At 70.5% G+C, this 17,629-nt stretch carries 15 protein-coding genes; 9 read left to right on the plus strand and 6 right to left on the minus strand.

What is annotated here, in order from left to right:
* The first annotated feature begins 202 nt into the window (after positions 1-202).
* From OG963_RS22945 to OG963_RS22955, 3 genes are all read left to right on the plus strand, one after another.
* Entirely contained in the window at positions 203-862 is a 660-nt protein-coding gene (locus tag OG963_RS22945) for a response regulator transcription factor (protein WP_030930286.1), read from the plus strand.
* A gap of 151 nt (positions 863-1,013) precedes the next feature.
* Positions 1,014-1,448 (plus strand): pyridoxamine 5'-phosphate oxidase family protein, encoded by a 435-nt coding sequence (locus OG963_RS22950; protein WP_371799396.1) that lies wholly within the window; start codon positions 1,014-1,016, stop codon positions 1,446-1,448.
* 63 nt (positions 1,449-1,511) lie between these two features.
* Positions 1,512-2,495, plus strand: a complete 984-nt coding sequence (locus OG963_RS22955) for a phosphotransferase (protein WP_093931460.1) — start codon at positions 1,512-1,514, stop codon at positions 2,493-2,495.
* Between the two features lie 12 nt (positions 2,496-2,507).
* On the opposite strand, the gene OG963_RS22960 is transcribed toward OG963_RS22955, so the two are convergent.
* Positions 2,508-4,112, minus strand: coding sequence for a protein kinase (locus OG963_RS22960; protein ID WP_093773746.1), 1,605 nt, complete (start codon positions 4,110-4,112; stop codon positions 2,508-2,510).
* 301 nt (positions 4,113-4,413) lie between these two features.
* On the opposite strand from OG963_RS22960, the gene OG963_RS22965 reads away from it, so the two are divergent.
* Positions 4,414-6,069 carry a protein kinase gene (locus tag OG963_RS22965; protein WP_093773748.1) on the plus strand — a complete coding sequence of 552 codons (1,656 nt, stop codon included), beginning with the start codon at positions 4,414-4,416 and terminating at the stop codon, positions 6,067-6,069.
* 270 nt (positions 6,070-6,339) lie between these two features.
* Here OG963_RS22965 and OG963_RS22970 read toward each other — a convergent pair whose 3' ends face one another.
* A complete protein-coding gene (locus OG963_RS22970) occupies positions 6,340-6,882 on the minus strand; it encodes a hypothetical protein (protein WP_093773750.1) in 543 nt (180 codons plus the stop codon).
* Positions 6,883-6,946: 64 nt separating this feature from the next.
* On the opposite strand from OG963_RS22970, the gene OG963_RS22975 reads away from it, so the two are divergent.
* The 5 genes from OG963_RS22975 to OG963_RS22995 all read left to right on the plus strand — a co-directional run bounded on the left by OG963_RS22975 (position 6,947) and on the right by OG963_RS22995 (position 12,366).
* Positions 6,947-7,231, plus strand: coding sequence for a hypothetical protein (locus tag OG963_RS22975; protein WP_063756113.1), 285 nt, complete (start codon positions 6,947-6,949; stop codon positions 7,229-7,231).
* Between the two features lie 49 nt (positions 7,232-7,280).
* Positions 7,281-7,898 carry a PadR family transcriptional regulator gene (locus OG963_RS22980; protein WP_093773752.1) on the plus strand — a complete coding sequence of 206 codons (618 nt, stop codon included), beginning with the start codon at positions 7,281-7,283 and terminating at the stop codon, positions 7,896-7,898.
* A gap of 144 nt (positions 7,899-8,042) precedes the next feature.
* On the plus strand, positions 8,043-8,828 hold the full coding sequence (locus OG963_RS22985; protein ID WP_030930307.1) for an ABC transporter ATP-binding protein: 786 nt from the start codon (positions 8,043-8,045) through the stop codon (positions 8,826-8,828).
* Entirely contained in the window at positions 8,825-11,683 is a 2,859-nt protein-coding gene (locus tag OG963_RS22990) for an FtsX-like permease family protein (RefSeq protein ID WP_371799397.1), read from the plus strand. Before OG963_RS22985 ends, OG963_RS22990 begins: the two co-directional genes overlap by 4 nt.
* A 134-nt stretch (positions 11,684-11,817) precedes the next feature.
* A complete protein-coding gene (locus tag OG963_RS22995) occupies positions 11,818-12,366 on the plus strand; it encodes a bacterial proteasome activator family protein (protein ID WP_093773756.1) in 549 nt (182 codons plus the stop codon).
* Between the two features lie 108 nt (positions 12,367-12,474).
* Here the strand turns inward: OG963_RS22995 and OG963_RS23000 are convergent, their stop codons facing one another.
* The 4 genes from OG963_RS23000 to OG963_RS23015 all read right to left on the minus strand — a co-directional run bounded on the left by OG963_RS23000 (position 12,475) and on the right by OG963_RS23015 (position 17,574).
* Positions 12,475-13,461 carry an NAD(P)H-quinone oxidoreductase gene (locus OG963_RS23000; protein ID WP_030930315.1) on the minus strand — a complete coding sequence of 329 codons (987 nt, stop codon included), beginning with the start codon at positions 13,459-13,461 and terminating at the stop codon, positions 12,475-12,477.
* A gap of 146 nt (positions 13,462-13,607) precedes the next feature.
* Positions 13,608-14,741, minus strand: coding sequence for a TrkA family potassium uptake protein (locus tag OG963_RS23005; RefSeq protein WP_093773758.1), 1,134 nt, complete (start codon positions 14,739-14,741; stop codon positions 13,608-13,610).
* The gene (locus OG963_RS23010; RefSeq protein ID WP_371800318.1) at positions 14,699-16,288 is read right to left on the minus strand and encodes a molybdopterin molybdotransferase MoeA; all 1,590 of its coding nucleotides are present in this window, start codon (positions 16,286-16,288) and stop codon (positions 14,699-14,701) included. The genes OG963_RS23005 and OG963_RS23010 overlap by 43 nt, the downstream gene beginning before the upstream one ends.
* A 437-nt stretch (positions 16,289-16,725) precedes the next feature.
* On the minus strand, positions 16,726-17,574 hold the full coding sequence (locus OG963_RS23015) for an NTP transferase domain-containing protein (protein WP_093773760.1): 849 nt from the start codon (positions 17,572-17,574) through the stop codon (positions 16,726-16,728).
* Positions 17,575-17,629 lie beyond the last annotated feature (55 nt).

The raw sequence follows: 17,629 nt of genomic DNA on the forward strand, positions 1-17,629 counted from the left end.
TCAAAGGCACGTTACCCAGTGCGTCGCACAACTGCGAAACCCTATCTGACCTGCGATTTTGCTTGGATTTCCAAGTAAATCGAAAAAGTCGGGAACTTTCGCTGGTCACAGCACTGGTAACAGCCTTGCAGGCTGCCGGAACAACGGCACGTTATCCCGCCGTTCAGCGGCAGGGAAGAGGGGAGTGTGTGAGACTGCATTTGTGCGCGAAGAAGGAAAAATCACCGTATTTCTGCTGGACGACCATGAGGTCGTCCGCCGCGGAGTGCACGAATTGCTGGCGGTCGAGGACGACATCGAGGTCGTCGGCGAGGCGGGCACGGCGGCGGACGCACTGCTCCGCATCCCCGCCACCCGGCCCGATGTGGCGGTGCTCGACGTGCGACTGCCGGACGGCAGCGGCGTGGAGGTCTGCCGGGAGATCCGCTCCAAGGACGAGAGCATCAAATGCCTGATGCTGACCTCGTACGCCGACGACGAGGCTCTCTTCGACGCGATCATGGCAGGCGCGTCGGGATACGTGCTGAAGGCGATCCGCGGCAATGAGCTGCTGACCGCGGTACGGGACGTGGCGGCCGGGAAGTCGCTGCTCGACCCCGTCGCGACCGCGCGCGTGCTGGAGCGGCTGCGCGAGGGCAAGGAAGCCAGGGGCGACGACAAGCTGTCCGCCCTCACCGACCAGGAACGCCGCATCCTCGATCTGATCGGCGAGGGCCTGACGAACCGGGTGATCGGCGAACGGCTGCATCTCGCCGAGAAGACGATCAAGAATTATGTCTCCAGTTTGCTGTCCAAGCTGGGCATGGAGCGGCGCTCGCAGGCCGCCGCCTATGTGGCGCGTCTGCAGGCGGAGCGGCGCTGAGCCGCGTCGGCGAGGCTGCGCGAGGGGATTTGCGGGTTTCGGGACCTTGGTCCCCGATCACCGGGGCCCGCGGCCTCTTTCTGCCCCCGTCGAGGTGCCGGAAAGTGGATCCATGTCCTCTGCGGAACCCCGAGCGATGGAAACCCAAGTGATGGAAGTCCGAGCGATCGAGCTGATCCGTCGGGTGCGGTACGGCCGGCTGGCGACCACCCGTCGGGCTCTCCCGTTCCTGGCGGTGGCCCGCCATCTCGTGATCGACGGACGTGTGGTCCTGCGGATGCACAGCGGTCTCGGTCACCACGAGTCGTGCGACGGCACCGTCGTCGCGTACGGGGTGGACAACTTCGACACGGCGGCCACCGACGAGGGCGGCGGCGAGGACAGCGGCGCCCTGTGGTCGGTGCAGTTCACCGGCCCCGCCGAGGTCGTGCATCCCACGAAGGAGCAGCGCACACGCTTCGGTGCGGCGCCTCTGCAGGTCAACGGCGAACCCTTCGAGCCGGTCTACCTCCGCCTCGACCCCCACTTCGTCACCATGCACACTCTGGACTTCCACACAACTCAACCGAGCCACCACACAGCGTGATCTAACATTTGGTGAGTGCCGCGCTCATCTGTAACCCTCCCGCCTGTTCCTCCGGTCGGCGAGGTGCTGCGCCGCTATCCGAACGCCGGTGAGCCCCTCACCTGCAAGCCCATCACCCTGGGCCTCCTCAACCACGGCTACCGGGTCTCCACCACCCGCGGCTCGTACTTCCTCAAGCACCACCTCGACGACTCCACCGGCGACCGCGCGACGATCGTCCGCCAGCACCGCGCCACCCAGCGGCTCCAGTCCCTCGGGGTGCCCGTGGCCCCGCCCGTCGAGGACACGGAGGGCGACACGGTCACGGAGATCGGTGGCCGGTGCTATGCCCTGCACCCCTGGGTCGACGGACTGCATCGGGTCGGCGCCCAGCTGACCACCTCCCAGTCCCAGCGGCTGGGGGCGCTCCTCGGAGCCGTACACACCGGGCTCGCGCAGGTGATGGAGAGGGGGGTGGCCCAGGCGTACGGACATGCCGGCCCGGACGCCGCCGACACGTTCGCCCTGATCGACGACCTGCTGACCGCGACGCGCGGCCGGCGCCCGCGGGACGCCTTCGACGAGCTCGCCGAACACCGCCTCGTCGAGCGACGCGCCCTGCTGGAGCAGTACGCCGACCACCGGCCGCCCACCCCCGACATCCCGGCGACCGGCTGGGTGCACGGCGACTTCCACCCGCTGAACGTGCTGTACCGGGACGCGGACCCGGTGGCGATCATCGACTGGGACCGGCTGGGGGTGCAGCCGCGCGCCGAGGAGGCGGTGAGGGCCGCGGCGATCTTCTTCGTACAGCCGACCGGGAAGCTGGAACTGGAGAAGGTACGGGCGTACGCGCGGGCCTACCGGCGGGCAGCCGGGGCGAGCGCCGCCGAACTCGCCGCCGCGGTGCACCGGGTGTGGTGGGAGCGGCTCAACGACTTCTGGATACTGCACTGGCGGTACCGCCTGCACGACCGAAGGGCCGACCCGCAGTTTCCTGCGGTGTCGGCCCTGGCGGTCTGGTGGACGCGGGAGTACGAGGCGGTACGCGAAGCCTTCACGGAGTGAGGGCCGGGCGCATCAGGGAGTGGCGCCCGCGGCGGTTCCGGCCGTTCCGTTGGCACCGGTGGCGGTCCCGCCGTCGGTGGTCGTACCCCCGTCGGTCGTCGTTCCACCGTCGGTCGTCGTTCCACCGTCGGTGGTCGTACCCCCGTCCGTACCGGTGCCGCCGTCCGTGCTCGTACCGCCGTCGGTCGTCGTGCCGCCACCGGTGGTGCCGGTGTCCGGCGGGGAGGCCGTCTCGGACGGGGCCTCGGACGGCTTGCTGGGCGCGGTGGACGGCGAGGTGGACGGCTGCCAGCTCGGCTGCTGGTCACCGCCGGTGGTCTCGTCCTGCGGCGGGACCACCTTCGTCTCCTCGTCGCTGGGCGCCTCCGAACTCTTCGTCGGCGCCGGGGAGCTGGAGGTCGTGGTCGGCGTCTTCTTGTGGTTGTTGCCGCCGGTGTTCGCCGCGTTGACCGCGATGGCGACACCTGCCCCGATCGCGATCAGTGCGAGGACGACGAACAGCCAGAGCTTGCCGCGGCCGCCGTCACCCCCGTGACCGCCGTCGTATCCGCCGTCGTCCGGGTTCATCGGCGGCAGGATCGGGCCCTGCGAGGTGTCCCCGTGCTGCGGGTGCCCCATCGCCATCGTGCCGCCCGCCATGCCCATGGCGGGGGTGTGGCCCCCCTCGTGCATGGCGACCGGGCCGGTGTTCCAGGTGCCCGTGTGACCGCCCTGCACCTGAAGCATCTGCAGGCCGTACTGGACCAGCCCGCGCATCTCCTCGGCGCTCTGGAACCGGTCGTCCGGGTCCTTCGCGAGCGAACGCATGACGAGCCCGTCCAGCTCCGGCGGCACCGCGCCCGCGACCTCGGACGGCGGGACAGGGATGTCCTGGACGTGCTGGTAGACGACCGAGAGCGGCGTCTCGCCCGTGAACGGGGGCCGCAGCGCGAGGAGTTCGTACAGCAGACAGCCGGTGGCGTACAGATCGGAGCGGTGGTCGACGGCCTTGCCGAGTGCCTGCTCGGGGGAGAGGTACTGCGGCGTGCCCATGACCATGCCGGTCTGGGTCATGGTCGACTGCGCGCCGTGCAGCGCACGGGCGATGCCGAAGTCCATCACCTTGACCGCACCGGAGTGCGTGATGATCACGTTCGCCGGCTTGATGTCGCGGTGCACGATGCCGTGCTGATGCGAGTAGGCGAGGGCCTCCAGCACCCCGGAGACGATGATCAGCGCCTGCTCCGGCGGCGGGGCCTCGGCATTGAGCAGCAGATCACGGATGGTGCGGCCCTCGACGAGCTCCATCACGATGTAGGGGACGGTCTGGCCGCCCACGACGTCCTCGCCGGAGTCGTACACCGCGACGATCGCGTGGTGGTTGAGGCCCGCGACCGACTGTGCTTCACGTGTGAACCGGGCCTTGGACACCGGGTCCTCGGCGAGATCGGAACGGAGGAGCTTCACTGCGACCGTCCGTCCGAGCCGGACGTCCTCGGCCGCGAACACCTCGGCCATGCCACCCCGGCCGAGCCGGTGCGTCATCCGATAACGTCCGTCACCGACCACACCGCCGATGCCCCAGGAGTCGGCCGCATCCGAAACTCCGCCGCCGTTTGCTTCGGGTTCGGGTGCCATCAGTCCTCGCCGTCGTATCTGTCCGCGCGTCCGCGCGTTCTCACGGTGTCTTGCATGCCTTGCTGCATTGCCACGTCACGCTACAGCCTCTGTCGGACACCCCGTTTCGAGAGGGACGGGCCATCCAACCGGCTGCTGCACCGCTCACGCAAATTCCATGCGGTTCCTGTAACGCTTACGAGACGCTTCTTGTGCGTAGGGTCACGGAACGGGCACCCGGCTTGACGTGTCGTACCCCTCGGGCAGACTTGGCGCGTAATAGGGATCTTCGCGTGAGACGCGCGCCGAGGGGGAGCAAGTCATGAGCCAGGACGGCGCACACGGTGCCCAGGGTCGCTACGCGGGCGGTTCGGTCGCCGGCGGCCGTTACCAGCTCCGCGACCTTCTCGGCGAAGGCGGAATGGCGTCCGTATATCTGGCGTACGACTCCGCGCTCGACCGCCAGGTGGCGATCAAGACGCTGCACACGGAGCTCGGGCGCGAGCAGTCCTTCCGTGAGCGGTTCCGGCGCGAGGCACAGGCTGTTGCCAAGCTGCAGCACACCAACATCGTCTCGGTCTTCGACACCGGCGAGGACGAGCTCGGCGGCGCGCTGATGCCGTACATCGTCATGGAGTACGTCGAAGGCGAGCCGCTCGGCTCCGTACTCCAGGCGGACATCCGTAACTACGGTGCGATGCCGGCCGAGAAGGCGCTCAAGGTGACCGGCGACGTGCTGGCCGCGCTGGACACCAGCCACGAAATGGGCCTGGTCCACCGCGACATCAAGCCCGGCAACGTCATGGTGACCAAGCGCGGTGTCGTGAAGGTCATGGACTTCGGCATCGCCCGCGCCATGCAGTCGGGCGTCACGTCGATGACGCAGACCGGCATGGTCGTCGGCACTCCCCAGTACCTCTCTCCCGAACAGGCCCTCGGCCGTGGCGTGGACGCGCGCTCCGACCTGTACTCGGTCGGCATCATGCTGTTCCAGCTGCTGACCGGCCGGATCCCGTTCGACGCGGACTCCCCGCTCGCCATCGCGTACGCGCACGTCCAGGAGGAGCCGGTCGCACCGTCCTCCATCAACCGGTCGATCACCCCGGCGATGGACGCGCTGGTGGCCCGCGCGCTGAAGAAGAATCCGAACGAACGCTTCCCCAGCGCGGCGGCGATGCAGGACGAGATCACGCGTGTGCTGAACGCGGGCGGCCGCACGGGCGCACCGGTGATCGTCGGCGGCGGCACGCCGGCGAACAGCGGCTCGGGCGTCGGCTCGGCGGTCTTCCCGCCGGTCGACCAGTCCACACCGGCGCCGCAGAGCGTGCAGATGCCGTACCAGCCGCAGCAGTACCAGCAGCAGCCCGGCCCGTACGGCCCGCCGACACCGGCCCCTGCCGCTTCGCCGTCGTACGGCTACCCGCAGGCGAACCCGGCGTACGGGACCCCGTCTCCGATGCAGCATCAGTACGGGACACCGACGCCGTACGACATCAGCCCGCAGCCGGTGGGTGGCGGCGGTTCCGGCAGCAGGGGTGGCAGCAAGCGGAACATGCCCGTGATCGTGGGCTCGATCGTGGTCGCGCTGATCGCGATCGGCGGGCTCATCACGGTGCTGTCGCTGAGGGACGACCCGGGGTCGGACTCGGGCAACGGGGGCGACCCGAGCAGCTCGGCGGTGGCCGGCGAGCACAAGGATCCGGAGCGGAACCGGACGATGAAGACCGACGACTGCACGGACGCCATCGAGGACAGCGACGACCCGAACAAGGTCGACGCGCCGAGCTTCCTCTACAAGGACATCGTCTCCGCGAAGGAATGCGCCCTGGCCGCGGGGTGGACGATCAAGACGATCGAGGTCGCCGGCAACACCTATGCCGAGGACCAGATCATCGACCAGTTCCCCTCCGCGGGTACCGCCGTCCCCGAGAAGGGCGCCCACTTCGAGCTGCGCATCTCCTCGGGCGACCCGGCCTGACCAAGCCGCTCACGCTGTGCGGCGGTAGCCCGTTCAGCGGTACCGCTGCTCGACGGCAGCGCTGTTCGTACAGAGGTGACGTCCCGGCACACGTGAGGTGCGCCGGGACGGTTCGTCTCGCATGCCACCGGATGCCGGACATATCGACACATGTGACGCTGGCCTCATGGCTTCAGGACTCCTCCCCCCATGGGCTTCGAGGTGCCTGGCCTGCCTGGTGATAGCGACGGGGGCGGCGCTAGGGCCGGTGCAGGGTCAGGCGCGCGCGGATCAGCGCGAAACCGGCTGGACGCCGGGGTCGGCACGCAGGTCGACCAGCCCTTCGTCAGCCGATCCGACGGCCCCCGAGACCCCCACGACTCCCCCTTCCTCTCCGTCCACCGGGCCGTCCGCCGACTCCCCGGCCAAGCCGGCCGCCGCTCCCCCGGCCGATCCGCCCGCCGCCCCTTCGGCCGGTACGCACACAGCCCCACCGGCCAAGCGGCCCATCGCCCCTTCGGCCGGAACGCACATAACCCCACCGGCCGAGCGGCCCGCCTCCCCCTCGGCCGGTACGCACATAACCCCACCGGACAAGCGACCCGCCTCCCCTTCGGCCGAGTCGCCGTCGAAACCTCCTGCTCCGGCGACTGCGACCCCGTCCGACAGCGCCCCGGCCGCCCCGTCCACCTCGGCGTCGCCGTCGGCCTCCGACCCACCGTCGCCCTCGCCCTCACGCTCACCCTCGCCGTCGGCCTCCGTCTCCGACTCCGCCTCGCCCTCGCCGTCCGCTTCCGACCGGCCCTCACCCTCGCCGTCCGCCGGCCGGTCCACCCGACGGCCCGCGCGCCTCAAGGCGCAGCCCCCGCTCGCCGGGCGAGAGGCCGGGGAGGGCCGCGTGCGGCCCGGCCGGCCGTTCTCCCCGCGGGAGCTCGCGAAACGGGACGACTCGTTCGAAGAGTCCGACCAACTGCCCGCCGCGACGGCCCCGGCGGCACTGCCCTCGGCGACGATCACGGCGACAACCACGGCCAGCGGCTCCCCGGTACCGGGCCGGCTCGCGCCGCAGGGCCTCGAACAGCCCGCCGCGCGACAGGTGCAGCTGGTGTCGCTGGGCACCGGAATCGCCCTGATAGGGCTGGGTCTGGGCTTTCTCGGGCTCCGTCTGCGTCGCACGAACTGAGGGACTCAGGGGCTTGCATCGAACAACATACTCGGTATACATACTGAGTATGTCGATCCGCCATGGGCTTCTGGCCCTACTGGAGCGCGGGCCACGCTACGGCTCCCAGCTCCGCACCGAATTCGAGTCGCGCACCGGCTCCACCTGGCCCCTGAACGTCGGCCAGGTGTACACCACGCTCAGCAGGCTCGAACGCGACGGCCTGGTCGTCCAGGACGGCGAGGACGATCAGGGCCACGCCCTCTACTCGATCACCGACGGCGGGCGTACCGAACTGCGGAACTGGTTCGAGACACCCGTCGACCGCAGCAGCCCGCCCCGCGACGAGCTGGCGATCAAGCTCGCCATGGCTGTCGGCGCTCCCGGAGTCGACATCCGGGCCGTCATCCAGTCCCAGCGCCACCACACCGTGCGAGCGATGCAGGACTACACCCGGCTGAAGGCGCAGGCCCTCGCCGACGTCCCGGGCAACCGCGACGAAGTGGCCTGGCTGCTCGTACTGGAACAGCTGATCTTCCAGGCCGAGGCCGAGGCCCGCTGGCTGGACCACTGCGAGTCGCGGCTGGTCCGTCTCGCCGAGGCCGCCGCCACGGATCCGGAGCCGGAGGCGCGTACGGCCAACCACACACAGGCGCGCACGCCTGCACGCCCGCGTACACGGCGCTGACCATCCGCGTACGCGGCACCGGCTGTCCTCGATCACGGTGCCGCCTGTCCGAGAGCGCGCCGTCGACCGCCTTCTGCCGCGTCGCAGGCCGCCCGCGGACGCGGGTTCGACCACAGAACCATTCCCGAGGGGGAACCAGTCACCATGTCCTCGCACGACCCGTCCGCAACCCCGTCGCCCCGGCTGTCCGTCCCGCCCCTGCCGGTCGACGCTCCCGTGCTCGAACTCCGCGCCCTCACACGTACCCACGGAACCGGCATCGCCGAGGTCCACGCCCTGCGCGGCATCAATCTCTCGGTGCACACCGGTGAACTCGTCGCCGTGATGGGCCCGTCCGGCTCCGGCAAGTCCACCCTGCTCACGCTGGCCGGTGGTCTCGACACCGCGACCGGCGGCCAGGTGATCATCGAGGGTCAGGACATCTCCACCCTCGGCCGCAAGGGCGTCGCGGCCCTGCGCCGGCGCAGCGTCGGCTATGTCTTCCAGGACTACAACCTGATCCCGGCGCTGACCGCCGCCGAGAACATCGCCCTGCCGCGCGAGCTCGACGGGGTCTCCGTGCGCAAGGCACGCAAGGAGGCACGGGCGGCGCTGGAGGAGATGAACCTCCTGCAGATCGCCGACCGGTTCCCCGACGAGATGTCCGGCGGCCAGCAGCAGCGGGTCGCGATCGCCCGCGCGCTGGTGGGGGACCGGCGCCTGGTGCTCGCCGACGAACCGACCGGGGCACTCGACTCCGAGACCGGTGAGGCCGTCCTCGCACTGCTGCGCAACCGGTGCGACCAGGGTGCGGCCGGGGTGATGGTGACGCACGAGCCGCGGTACGCCGCCTGGGCGGACCGGGTCGTGTTCCTCCGGGACGGCTCGATCGTCGACCAGACTCTGACCGCCGGAGCCGACTCGCTGCTTGCCGCCGAGGGCGCCAAGTGAGCGTGTTCACGGGCTGGCGTGCCGCCCTCAGGATCGCCCGGCGCGACGCGATGCGGGCCAAGGGCCGCAGTGCACTGGTCGTCGCGATGATCGCGCTGCCGGTGCTCGGGGTGACGGCCGCCGATGTGACGTACCGCAGTGTGGAGCCGACCCGGGCCGAGAAGCTGACGGCCTCGATGGGCTCCGCCGACGCACTGTTCACCGATCCGGGGATGGGGTCGGGTGCCATTTATCAGATGCCCGACGGGCAGTCGTACAGCCCGGCTTCGGAGGACAGCCCGGGGCCGGGCGCCGAACCCGTTCCGCCGATCGACATAAGGACCGCGCTCCCCGAAGGCGCGCACGCGATCAGCCTCCAGTCCGTCCCGGCCACCGTCACCACCAAGTACGGCATCACCACCGCCGACGTCGTCGAGATCCGGACGTCGGACCCGATGGCCCGTGGCAAGGTCACCCTCTTGCGGGGCGCCTTCCCGCACGGTGACGGCGAGATGGCTGCCACCGAGCCCTTCCTGACGAAGTCGGGGCTGCACGTCGGTTCGCGCACCACTCTGCACGGCGCCGAGCGCACGTACACCATCACCGGTGTCGTCGAACAGCCCGACGACCTCGAGTCCGAGGCGCTGTACGCCGAACCGGGGGCGGTCATCGCCCCGTGGACGAACGCGGCCGAGCACGACAAGAAGGTGCTGCCGCCGAACGCCGACTCCAAGGAGTGGCTGGTCAAGGGAGCCGAGGGGATCGGCGTGAGCTGGTCCGACGTGCTGGCCGCCAACGCGCGGGGCGTCCTCGTCGTGTCCCGGCAGGTCGTCCTCGACCCGCCGCCGGACTCCGAGGTCCCGATGGCCCGGTCCATGAGCGGCAGCTCGTACGGTGGTTCCGAGGAGCTCAGCGCGGCGCTGATCACCGTGGTCGCCATGGCCGTACTGGAGCTCGTGCTGCTCGCCGGACCGGCCTTCGCCGTCGGCGCCCGCCGCTCCCGCCGCCAGCTCGGTCTCGTCGGTACGTGCGGTGGCGACCGGCGCCATGTCCGGGCCGTGGTGCTCTCCGGTGGGCTGGTGCTCGGCGGCGTCGGCGCCGTGGCCGGTGTCGCGGCCGGACTCGCGCTCACCGCGGTGTTCCGCCCGATGATCGAGGGCTGGGCCGGAAACCGCTTCGGATCGCTGGACGTGCGCCCGTCGGAGTTGCTGATCATTGCCGTGATCGGCCTGGTCACCGGTCTGCTGGCAGCGCTCGTACCCGCGATCGTGGCGAGCCGGCAGTCCGTGCTGGAGTCGCTCAGCGGCCGCCGCGGCATCCGCCGCAGCTCCCGGGTACTGCCGGTGCTGGGCTCCATCACCCTGCTCATCGGCATTGCGGTCGCGGTCTACGGCGGCACCAGCGGCAACTCGACACTGGTCGCCGGCGGGTCGGTCGTCGCCGAACTCGGCCTGCTCGGCTGCATCCCGGTGATCGTCGGTTTCCTCGGACGGCTCGGCCGCAGGCTGCCGCTCTCCCCGCGGATGGCGTTGCGCGACGCGGCTCGCAACCGGGGGCGTACGGCCCCCGCGGTCGCCGCCGTGATGGCAGCCGTCGCGGGTTCGGTGGCCATCGCCACCTACATGTCCAGCGGCCAGGCCGAGTCGGACTTCGAGTACACGGCGAGCCTCACCCCGGGCACGGTCGTGCTCACCGCCTCCGACGTCAAGGCGGTCGACCGGCTCCCGCTCGCCCGCACCGCCGTCGAACGCAACCTCGCCGTCACCGGTGGACATGCCGACGTCGGCCGGGTCTGGGCGGGCAGCGACTGCAACGTCTACTACGAGAAGGAGAACGACTGCGGCTCGGTCGAGATGATCAAGCCCGCCGGCAAGGGCCACTCCTGCCCGCTCGTCGGCAAGGGCGCCAAGAAGCTCGCCGCAAGTCTCTCCGCCGAAGACCACAGGAGACTGATGCGGTCCCCCGCCTGCCTGGACGAGTTGATGTATGCGAGCCCGTTCATCGGCATGGCGGACGGCGTCGTCCTGGGCGACGCCAAGTTCCTCTCCACCTATGTGAAGCTCCGGGACCCCGCGGCCGCCAAGGCCCTCGCCGCCGGCACACCCGTGCTGCTCAACCCGGCGTACGCGAACAACGGCGAGGTCACCCTCAAGACCGTCCACAGGTACAGCGACCAGGACAAGAAGAACCGCAAGCTGCACCCGGGCGAGGCCGAAACCCGAACCGACCGGCTGAAGGTGTATCAGGCACCCGAGCAGTACGCCACCACACCCGGGGTCCGCATGATCCTGCCCCTGCAGGCAGCGAAGAAGCTCGGACTGCACACCGAGATGTACGGCAGTGTCTACGCGGTCGCCCATGAGCCGACGGACAGCGAGGACCAGCGGGTCTCGGCGGCGGTCGAAGTGGCCGGCGGCGGGATCTATCTGCAGTCGGACACGGGGCCGTCCGGGCGGCAGGACGCGATCCTGCTGTTCCTCTCCCTGTTCGCCGGTGTGGTGACCCTGGGCGCGGCCGCGATCGCGACAGGTCTCGCCAAGGCTGACGCGGAAGCAGACCTCACCACGCTCAGCGCGGTGGGCGCACCCCCACGCGTTCGGCGCACTCTCTCCGGTTTCCAGTGCCTGGTCGTCGCGCTCACCGGCGTTCTGCTCGGCACGGCAGCCGGTCTGGTCCCCGCGGTGGCGCTCCGGCTCATCGACCTGCGTGAAGCCGTGAAGGCCATGCGGGCGCAGCCGATGGAATCCGCCTACACGCCGATCGTGCTGCCGTGGGCGACCATCGGGTTGCTGGCCGTGGTGGTGCCGCTGCTGGCCGGGCTGGGTGCGGCGGCGTTCACCCGCTCACGGCAGACCGTGGCGCGCCGGGCCGGGTGACGCGCGGCCGGACACTGCGGTCGAAGGCTGATTGCGGGGCTGACCGGGCGGTTTCGTTGCCCCCGAGAATGGTGGATCAACCGTAATCGGGGGCACCACCCTGTTGAACAGCACGTGTGCGAGACAATGGCGGCATGGAGATGCCGAGGAATGAACGGTCGCAAGAGCACCCCCAAGTCCTCGTAGTGGGACAGGACGGCATGGCGATCGGCGGCGGCGGTGGCACTGACGACGAATCGCGTGAGGTCCCGGTGACAGAAATGGTCGAACAGCCCGCGAAGGTCATGCGCATCGGCAGCATGATCAAGCAGCTCCTGGAAGAGGTCAGGGCGGCTCCTCTCGACGAGGCGAGCCGAGTCCGGCTCAAGGAGATCCACGCAAGCTCCGTCAAGGAGCTGGAGGACGGCCTCGCGCCGGAGCTGGTGGAGGAGCTCGAACGACTCTCCCTGCCGTTCACCGAGGAGTCGGTCCCCTCCGAAGCGGAACTCCGGATTGCACAGGCCCAGTTGGTGGGCTGGCTGGAGGGTCTCTTCCACGGCATCCAGACCGCGCTGTTCGCCCAGCAGATGGCGGCCCGCGCGCAGCTGGAACAGATGCGCCGCGCGCTTCCGCCCGGCAGCGGTCACGAGGACGACGACGGCTCGGACCCGCACGGAGCGATCCGATCGGGCCCGTACCTGTAAAGGCCGGACTCCGGTTCCCTTCCGTATCTCGATCTCGTCCACGTACATACGAACAGCGGGCCCGGCACACCGGAGCGTGTGCCGGGCCCGCTGTGTCTCCGGTTGCGTTCAGACCGCCGGCGTGCGCAGGAGCACCTTGCCGATGTGGGTGCTGGACTCCAGCACCCGGTGGGCCTCCGCGGCGTCCGACATCGGCAGCGTACGGTCCACGATCGGCCGGACCACGCCGCTGCCGATCAGCGGCCACACATGCTCGCGCACGGCGGCGACGATGGCGGCCTTCTCGGCGAGCGGACGGCCGCGCAGGGACGTTGCGGTGATCGCGGCGCGCTTGTTCAGCAGAGCACCCAGATTGAGGTCGCCCTTGACGCCGCCCTGCAGGCCGATGATGGCGAGCCTGCCGTTGACGGCGAGCGCGTTCACATTCCGGTCCAGGTACTTCGCACCGACGATGTCGAGGATGACGTCCGCGCCCGCCCCGTCCGTCGCCTTGCTCAGTTCCTCGACGAAGTCCTGCTCCCGGTAGTCGATCAGGATGTCGGCTCCGAGCTCCGCGCAGCTCGCCAGCTTCTCGGGACCCCCCGCGGTCACCGCGACCCGTGCGCCCACGGCCTTGGCCAGCTGGATCGCCATCGTGCCGATACCGCTGGAGCCTCCGTGCACCAACAGCGTCTCACCGGGGCGCAGATGGGCCACCATGAACACGTTCGACCAGACCGTGGCCGTCACCTCGGGCAGCGCCGCGGCCATCACCGGATCGACGCCGTCCGGCACGGGTAGCAGCTGCCCGGCGGGTACGGCGACCTTCTCCGCGTAACCGCCGCCGGCGAGCAGCGCACACACCTCGTCGCCGACCGACCAGCCGGTGACACCGGCGCCGACCTCCGCGATCCGGCCGGCACACTCCAGACCGGGGTACGGGGACGCGCCGGGCGGTGGGTTGTAGAAGCCCTGCCGCTGCAGAACATCGGCGCGGTTGACCGCGCTGGACACGACCTCGACGAGGACCTCGCCCTCGCCGGGTACGGGATCGGGGACCTCGGCCCATACGAGCGCCTCGGGGCCACCGGGTGCGGGGATTGTGATCGCATGCATGGCGGCGAGGCTACTCCGTGACGGCGGCGCAACGGGTCGGCGGCGGGGTCACGACACGTCGCGGTCGCCTGCCGTCCGAGGCGGACGACACGTTGCCCGCCTTCCGTCCGGAACGCGCGCGACTCACCGCGGGCGAATCACCGCTGTCACGCCCCTTGCTGGCGCAGCGTATTCAGTGGCGGGGCGCCGCCCGAGACGCGCACGATCGTGATCAGGCGGTCCGTCAACTGCAGCGGACTGGCCGCCGGATCGTCGTAGCCGATCAGCCGGTGGCCGCGCAGCACGCTCACGACCAGATCGTCGGTCTCCCGGACGCTCTTACCGACCTCGGCCTTTATCACCGGCCGTTCTACAAGATCGAGGCCGGTGCCCTGCTGGATGAGATCCTCCATCACCGTGCCCGCACTGGGGCTGAGGACCGAGAGACCGAGCAGCCGGCCTGCCGCACTGGCGCTGGTGATCACGGCATCGGCGCCGGACTGCCGCAGCAGCGGAGCGTTCTCCTCCTCGCGGACCGCAGCGACGATCTTCGCACCGCGATTGAGCTGCCGCGCGGTCAGCGTGACCAGCACCGCCGTGTCGTCGCGCTGAGTGGCGATGATGACCTGCCGCGCCTTCTGGATCTCGGCCCGCAACAGCACATCGCTGCGCGTCGCATCGCCGACGACACCCACGAACCCCTCGGCGTTTGCGGACTCGATCACCTTGGTCGCCGGGTCGACGATCACGATCTGTTCCTTCTTCAGACCGGTGGCACAGAGCGTCTGGATCGCAGACCGGCCCTTGGTGCCGAAGCCGACGACAACTGTGTGGTCACGCAAGTTGGTTCTCCAACGGTTCAGCCGGAAGTCCTCCCGGGTCCGCTCCGTCAGGACCTCCAGGGTGGTGCCGACCAGAATGATCAGGAAGAGCACGCGCAGCGGTGTCACGAGCAGCACATTGGTCAGCCGTGCGCTGTCGCTGTACGGGGTGATGTCGCCGTACCCCGTGGTGGAGAGGGTGACCGTCGAGTAGTAGACGGCGTCCAGCAGATCCACCGAGCCATCGGCAGCGTCGTGGTAACCGGTACGGTCGAGCCAGACGATCAGCACCGTGGCGGCCAGGACAAGTATCGCCATCAGCAGCCGCTTGGCGACCTGCCGGAGCGGCCGGTCGACGACTCGGCGCGGAAGCAGGATCCGGGTGGGCACGAGGTGCTCGTCGACGCGCCGGGCCATCGCGTCGTGGCCGGGAAGTTTCACGTGAAACACCCTTCCGTCCACGGCATCGCCGAGGCCCACGGCAGATCGAGGATCTCCACCTCGGTGCCGGACCGTACCCCGCCCGGTGGTACGACGGCCAACCCGTCGGCGGCGGCGATCCCACGGAGCATGGCCGGGCCGTTGTAGTGCAGAGGCACGACGTGCTCGACGCCGGCACCGGCCCCGTTGCCTGCCTGGCTGCCGACGCCCTTCGCCGATCCGACCCGATGGACGACGGGGACCAAGCGGGTGTCGTGCGGGTGGCCGTGCACCTCGTCGCGTACGACGACCCGGTACGGCTCCTCCGGCGCTCGGCCGGCCAGCCCACGTAGGAGAGGCTCGGCGAGCGTGAGGAGACCGGAGACGGCGGCGAGCGGGTTGCCGGGCAGTCCTACGAGATATGGGCCACCGGACGGCAGCCGGGCCAGCAGCATCGGGTGGCCGGGGCGTACGGCGACGCCGTCGACCAGCAGCCCGGCGCCGATCTTGGCGAGGACCGGGTGGACGTGATCGACCGGACCCGCCGCGGTGCCTCCGGTGGTGATGACAAGGTCCGCGTCGGAGGTGGAGAGGGCGTGCTGAAGAGCCTCCGCGTCGTCGCCGAGGCGGCGTGGGGCGGAGACCTCGGCGCCCAGGGCCCGCAGCCAGGGTCCGATCATGGGGCCCAGAGCGTCCCGGATCAGCCCGTCATGCGGCAGACCGGCGGTGAGCAGTTCGTCCCCGAGGACGAGGACGTCGACGCGCGGGCGGGGGACCGTCACCAACTCGTCGTATCCGGCAGCGGCGGACAGACCGAGGACAGCGGGCGTCACCACGGTTCCGGCGGGCAGCAGTTGATCGCCGGAACGGCACTCCTGGCCGCGCGGCCGGATGTCCTGCCCGGGGACCACCTGACGTTGTGCGTACAACAACCCCCTGGCCTCGTCCACATGGGCGTGTTCGCTCCGGATCACGGCAGTGGCGTTCGCCGGGATGCGGGCGCCCGTGGCAATCCGTACGCCCTCACCGTCGGGGAGCGGCGCCGGGGCGCTGTGCCCGGCGAGGATGCCCAGCTCTCCGCCCCCGCTCTCGTTGCTGCCGAGAGCCCAGGGGCCGGGTCCGGCGACGACCCAGCCGTCCATGGCGGACGTGTCGAACGACGGCAGGTCGGTGAGCGCGGTCAGAGGTTCAGCCAGCACGTGTCCGAGGGCCGAGTCGAGGGAGAGTCGCTCGGTACGGGGGGCGGCGCCGCGACCGGCCCGCGCGGCAAGAGCACGGGCCTCACGCCAGGCGGTGGCCTGTCCGCGCCGGCCCCGAGCAGGGGCCTGACCGGGACTCCCGCCGGAATCGTGACCGGAACCGCTGCCAGGACCGTTGCCGGGCTTCCGGTCGGAGCTGTGACCGGGGCTTTGGTCATCGCCCTGTCCAGAACTGCGGCCAGAACTCTGACGAGGGCTGACCCCGGAACTTCCGGCGCCGAGGCCGGCGCCGGGTCCGTGTTCGGCGCTCCGGCCGGCGGTCTGTCGGGGGCTCTGCACCGAGGCCCTGGCCTGGGGCTGCGGCTGAGCGACGAATCGAGGCTCATGCGAAGAGTGACCCGCAACCAGCGCAAGAGCCTGATCGACGGCTCGCTCCTCCTCCTCGGCGGCATCGGCTTCCTCGGCGGTATGGGCCTGCTCGACAGCTCGGGCCGCGTCGGCCGTCCGGGGCACATCGGCAGCACGGGTCACCTCCGCTACCCGGGCTTGCTCATCGCCGTCAGCCGCCCCGACCACCCGGCCTGCCTCCGTCGAGCGGGTCCGCTCGACAGCACCGGCTTCCTTCTCGGCGCCGGTCACCCCGACGGCACCGACCGCTCCGACCGCTCCGACGGCACCGACGGCACCGACGGCACCGACCGCTCCGACCGCTCCGACGGCAGCGTCTTCCGGCGGAGCGACCGCGACGGCACGCTCAGCCGTCGGAGGCCTGGTCCCCGGATCCGGCGGAGCCCCGGTTGTCCGTTCGGCCGCCGGGCCGCCTTCGGCCTTGCGCTGGTACGCCGTCATGGCGTCTCGGCCTCGTCCGCCCAGCGGAGGGCGAGTGCGGCCGCCTTGCGAGCAGCCTCGGCCACCGCCTCGGGTCCGCCCCCGCCGCTACTCGCCTTCGCCGCCGCGTACCCGACCAGAAACGTCGTCAGGGGCGCGGCAGGCCGGGCGACACCGTGGGCGGCATCGCGGGCGAGGTCGAGCAGGACGCCGGTGTCGACGTCGAGTTCGATGCCCAGTTCGTTCTTGACTGCGGTGATCCATTCGTCCAGCACGGTCCCATGCTCTCTGATGCGGGCCCGGGCTGCGGCAATGTCTTCCCAGGTGTCGCAGTCGAACGAGGCGAGCGGACCCGCCTCGACGCGGGCGAGGTCCAATTCGTGTGTCAGCAACCGCAGCGGCAGCCCGGCCAGACCACCGTGCTCCGTGGCGAGCAGAGCCAGTTCGCGGCGGAGCGGTTCGGCGCGGTAGACCGCGACCAAGGGCTGGTCCCGGCCGTCCTGATCGACGCACAGGGCCCCGTCGCGGTCCGGGCGCCCGGCGGCGGCCAGCAGCGCCTCGACCGTGCTCTCCCCCAGGAACGGGAGGTCGGCGGAGAGGACGAGCAGGCGCTCCGCGCCCGTATGCCGTACCCCGGCGTCGAGAGCCGCCAACGGGCCCCCGCCCTGCGGCTCTTCGCGTGTCCAGGTCACAGCACGCGTGGTGGGCCGCCGCCCGCCCACCACGACAGTGGTGGCGGCATCGGTGCACGTCGCGAGCACCCGGTCGAGCAGTGCCCGGCCACCGACCCGAACGGCCGGCTTGTCGGCACCCCCGAGGCGCTTGGCGGCCCCTCCGGCAAGAACGATGGCGTCATACGCGGTCATGCCCCGAGTATGCGTGCCACACGCCCCCGTTGAACCTCCCCGCCCCCTCTCTCCT

The sequence above is a fragment of the Streptomyces sp. NBC_01707 genome, from assembly GCF_041438805.1.
GTDB lineage: Bacteria > Actinomycetota > Actinomycetes > Streptomycetales > Streptomycetaceae > Streptomyces.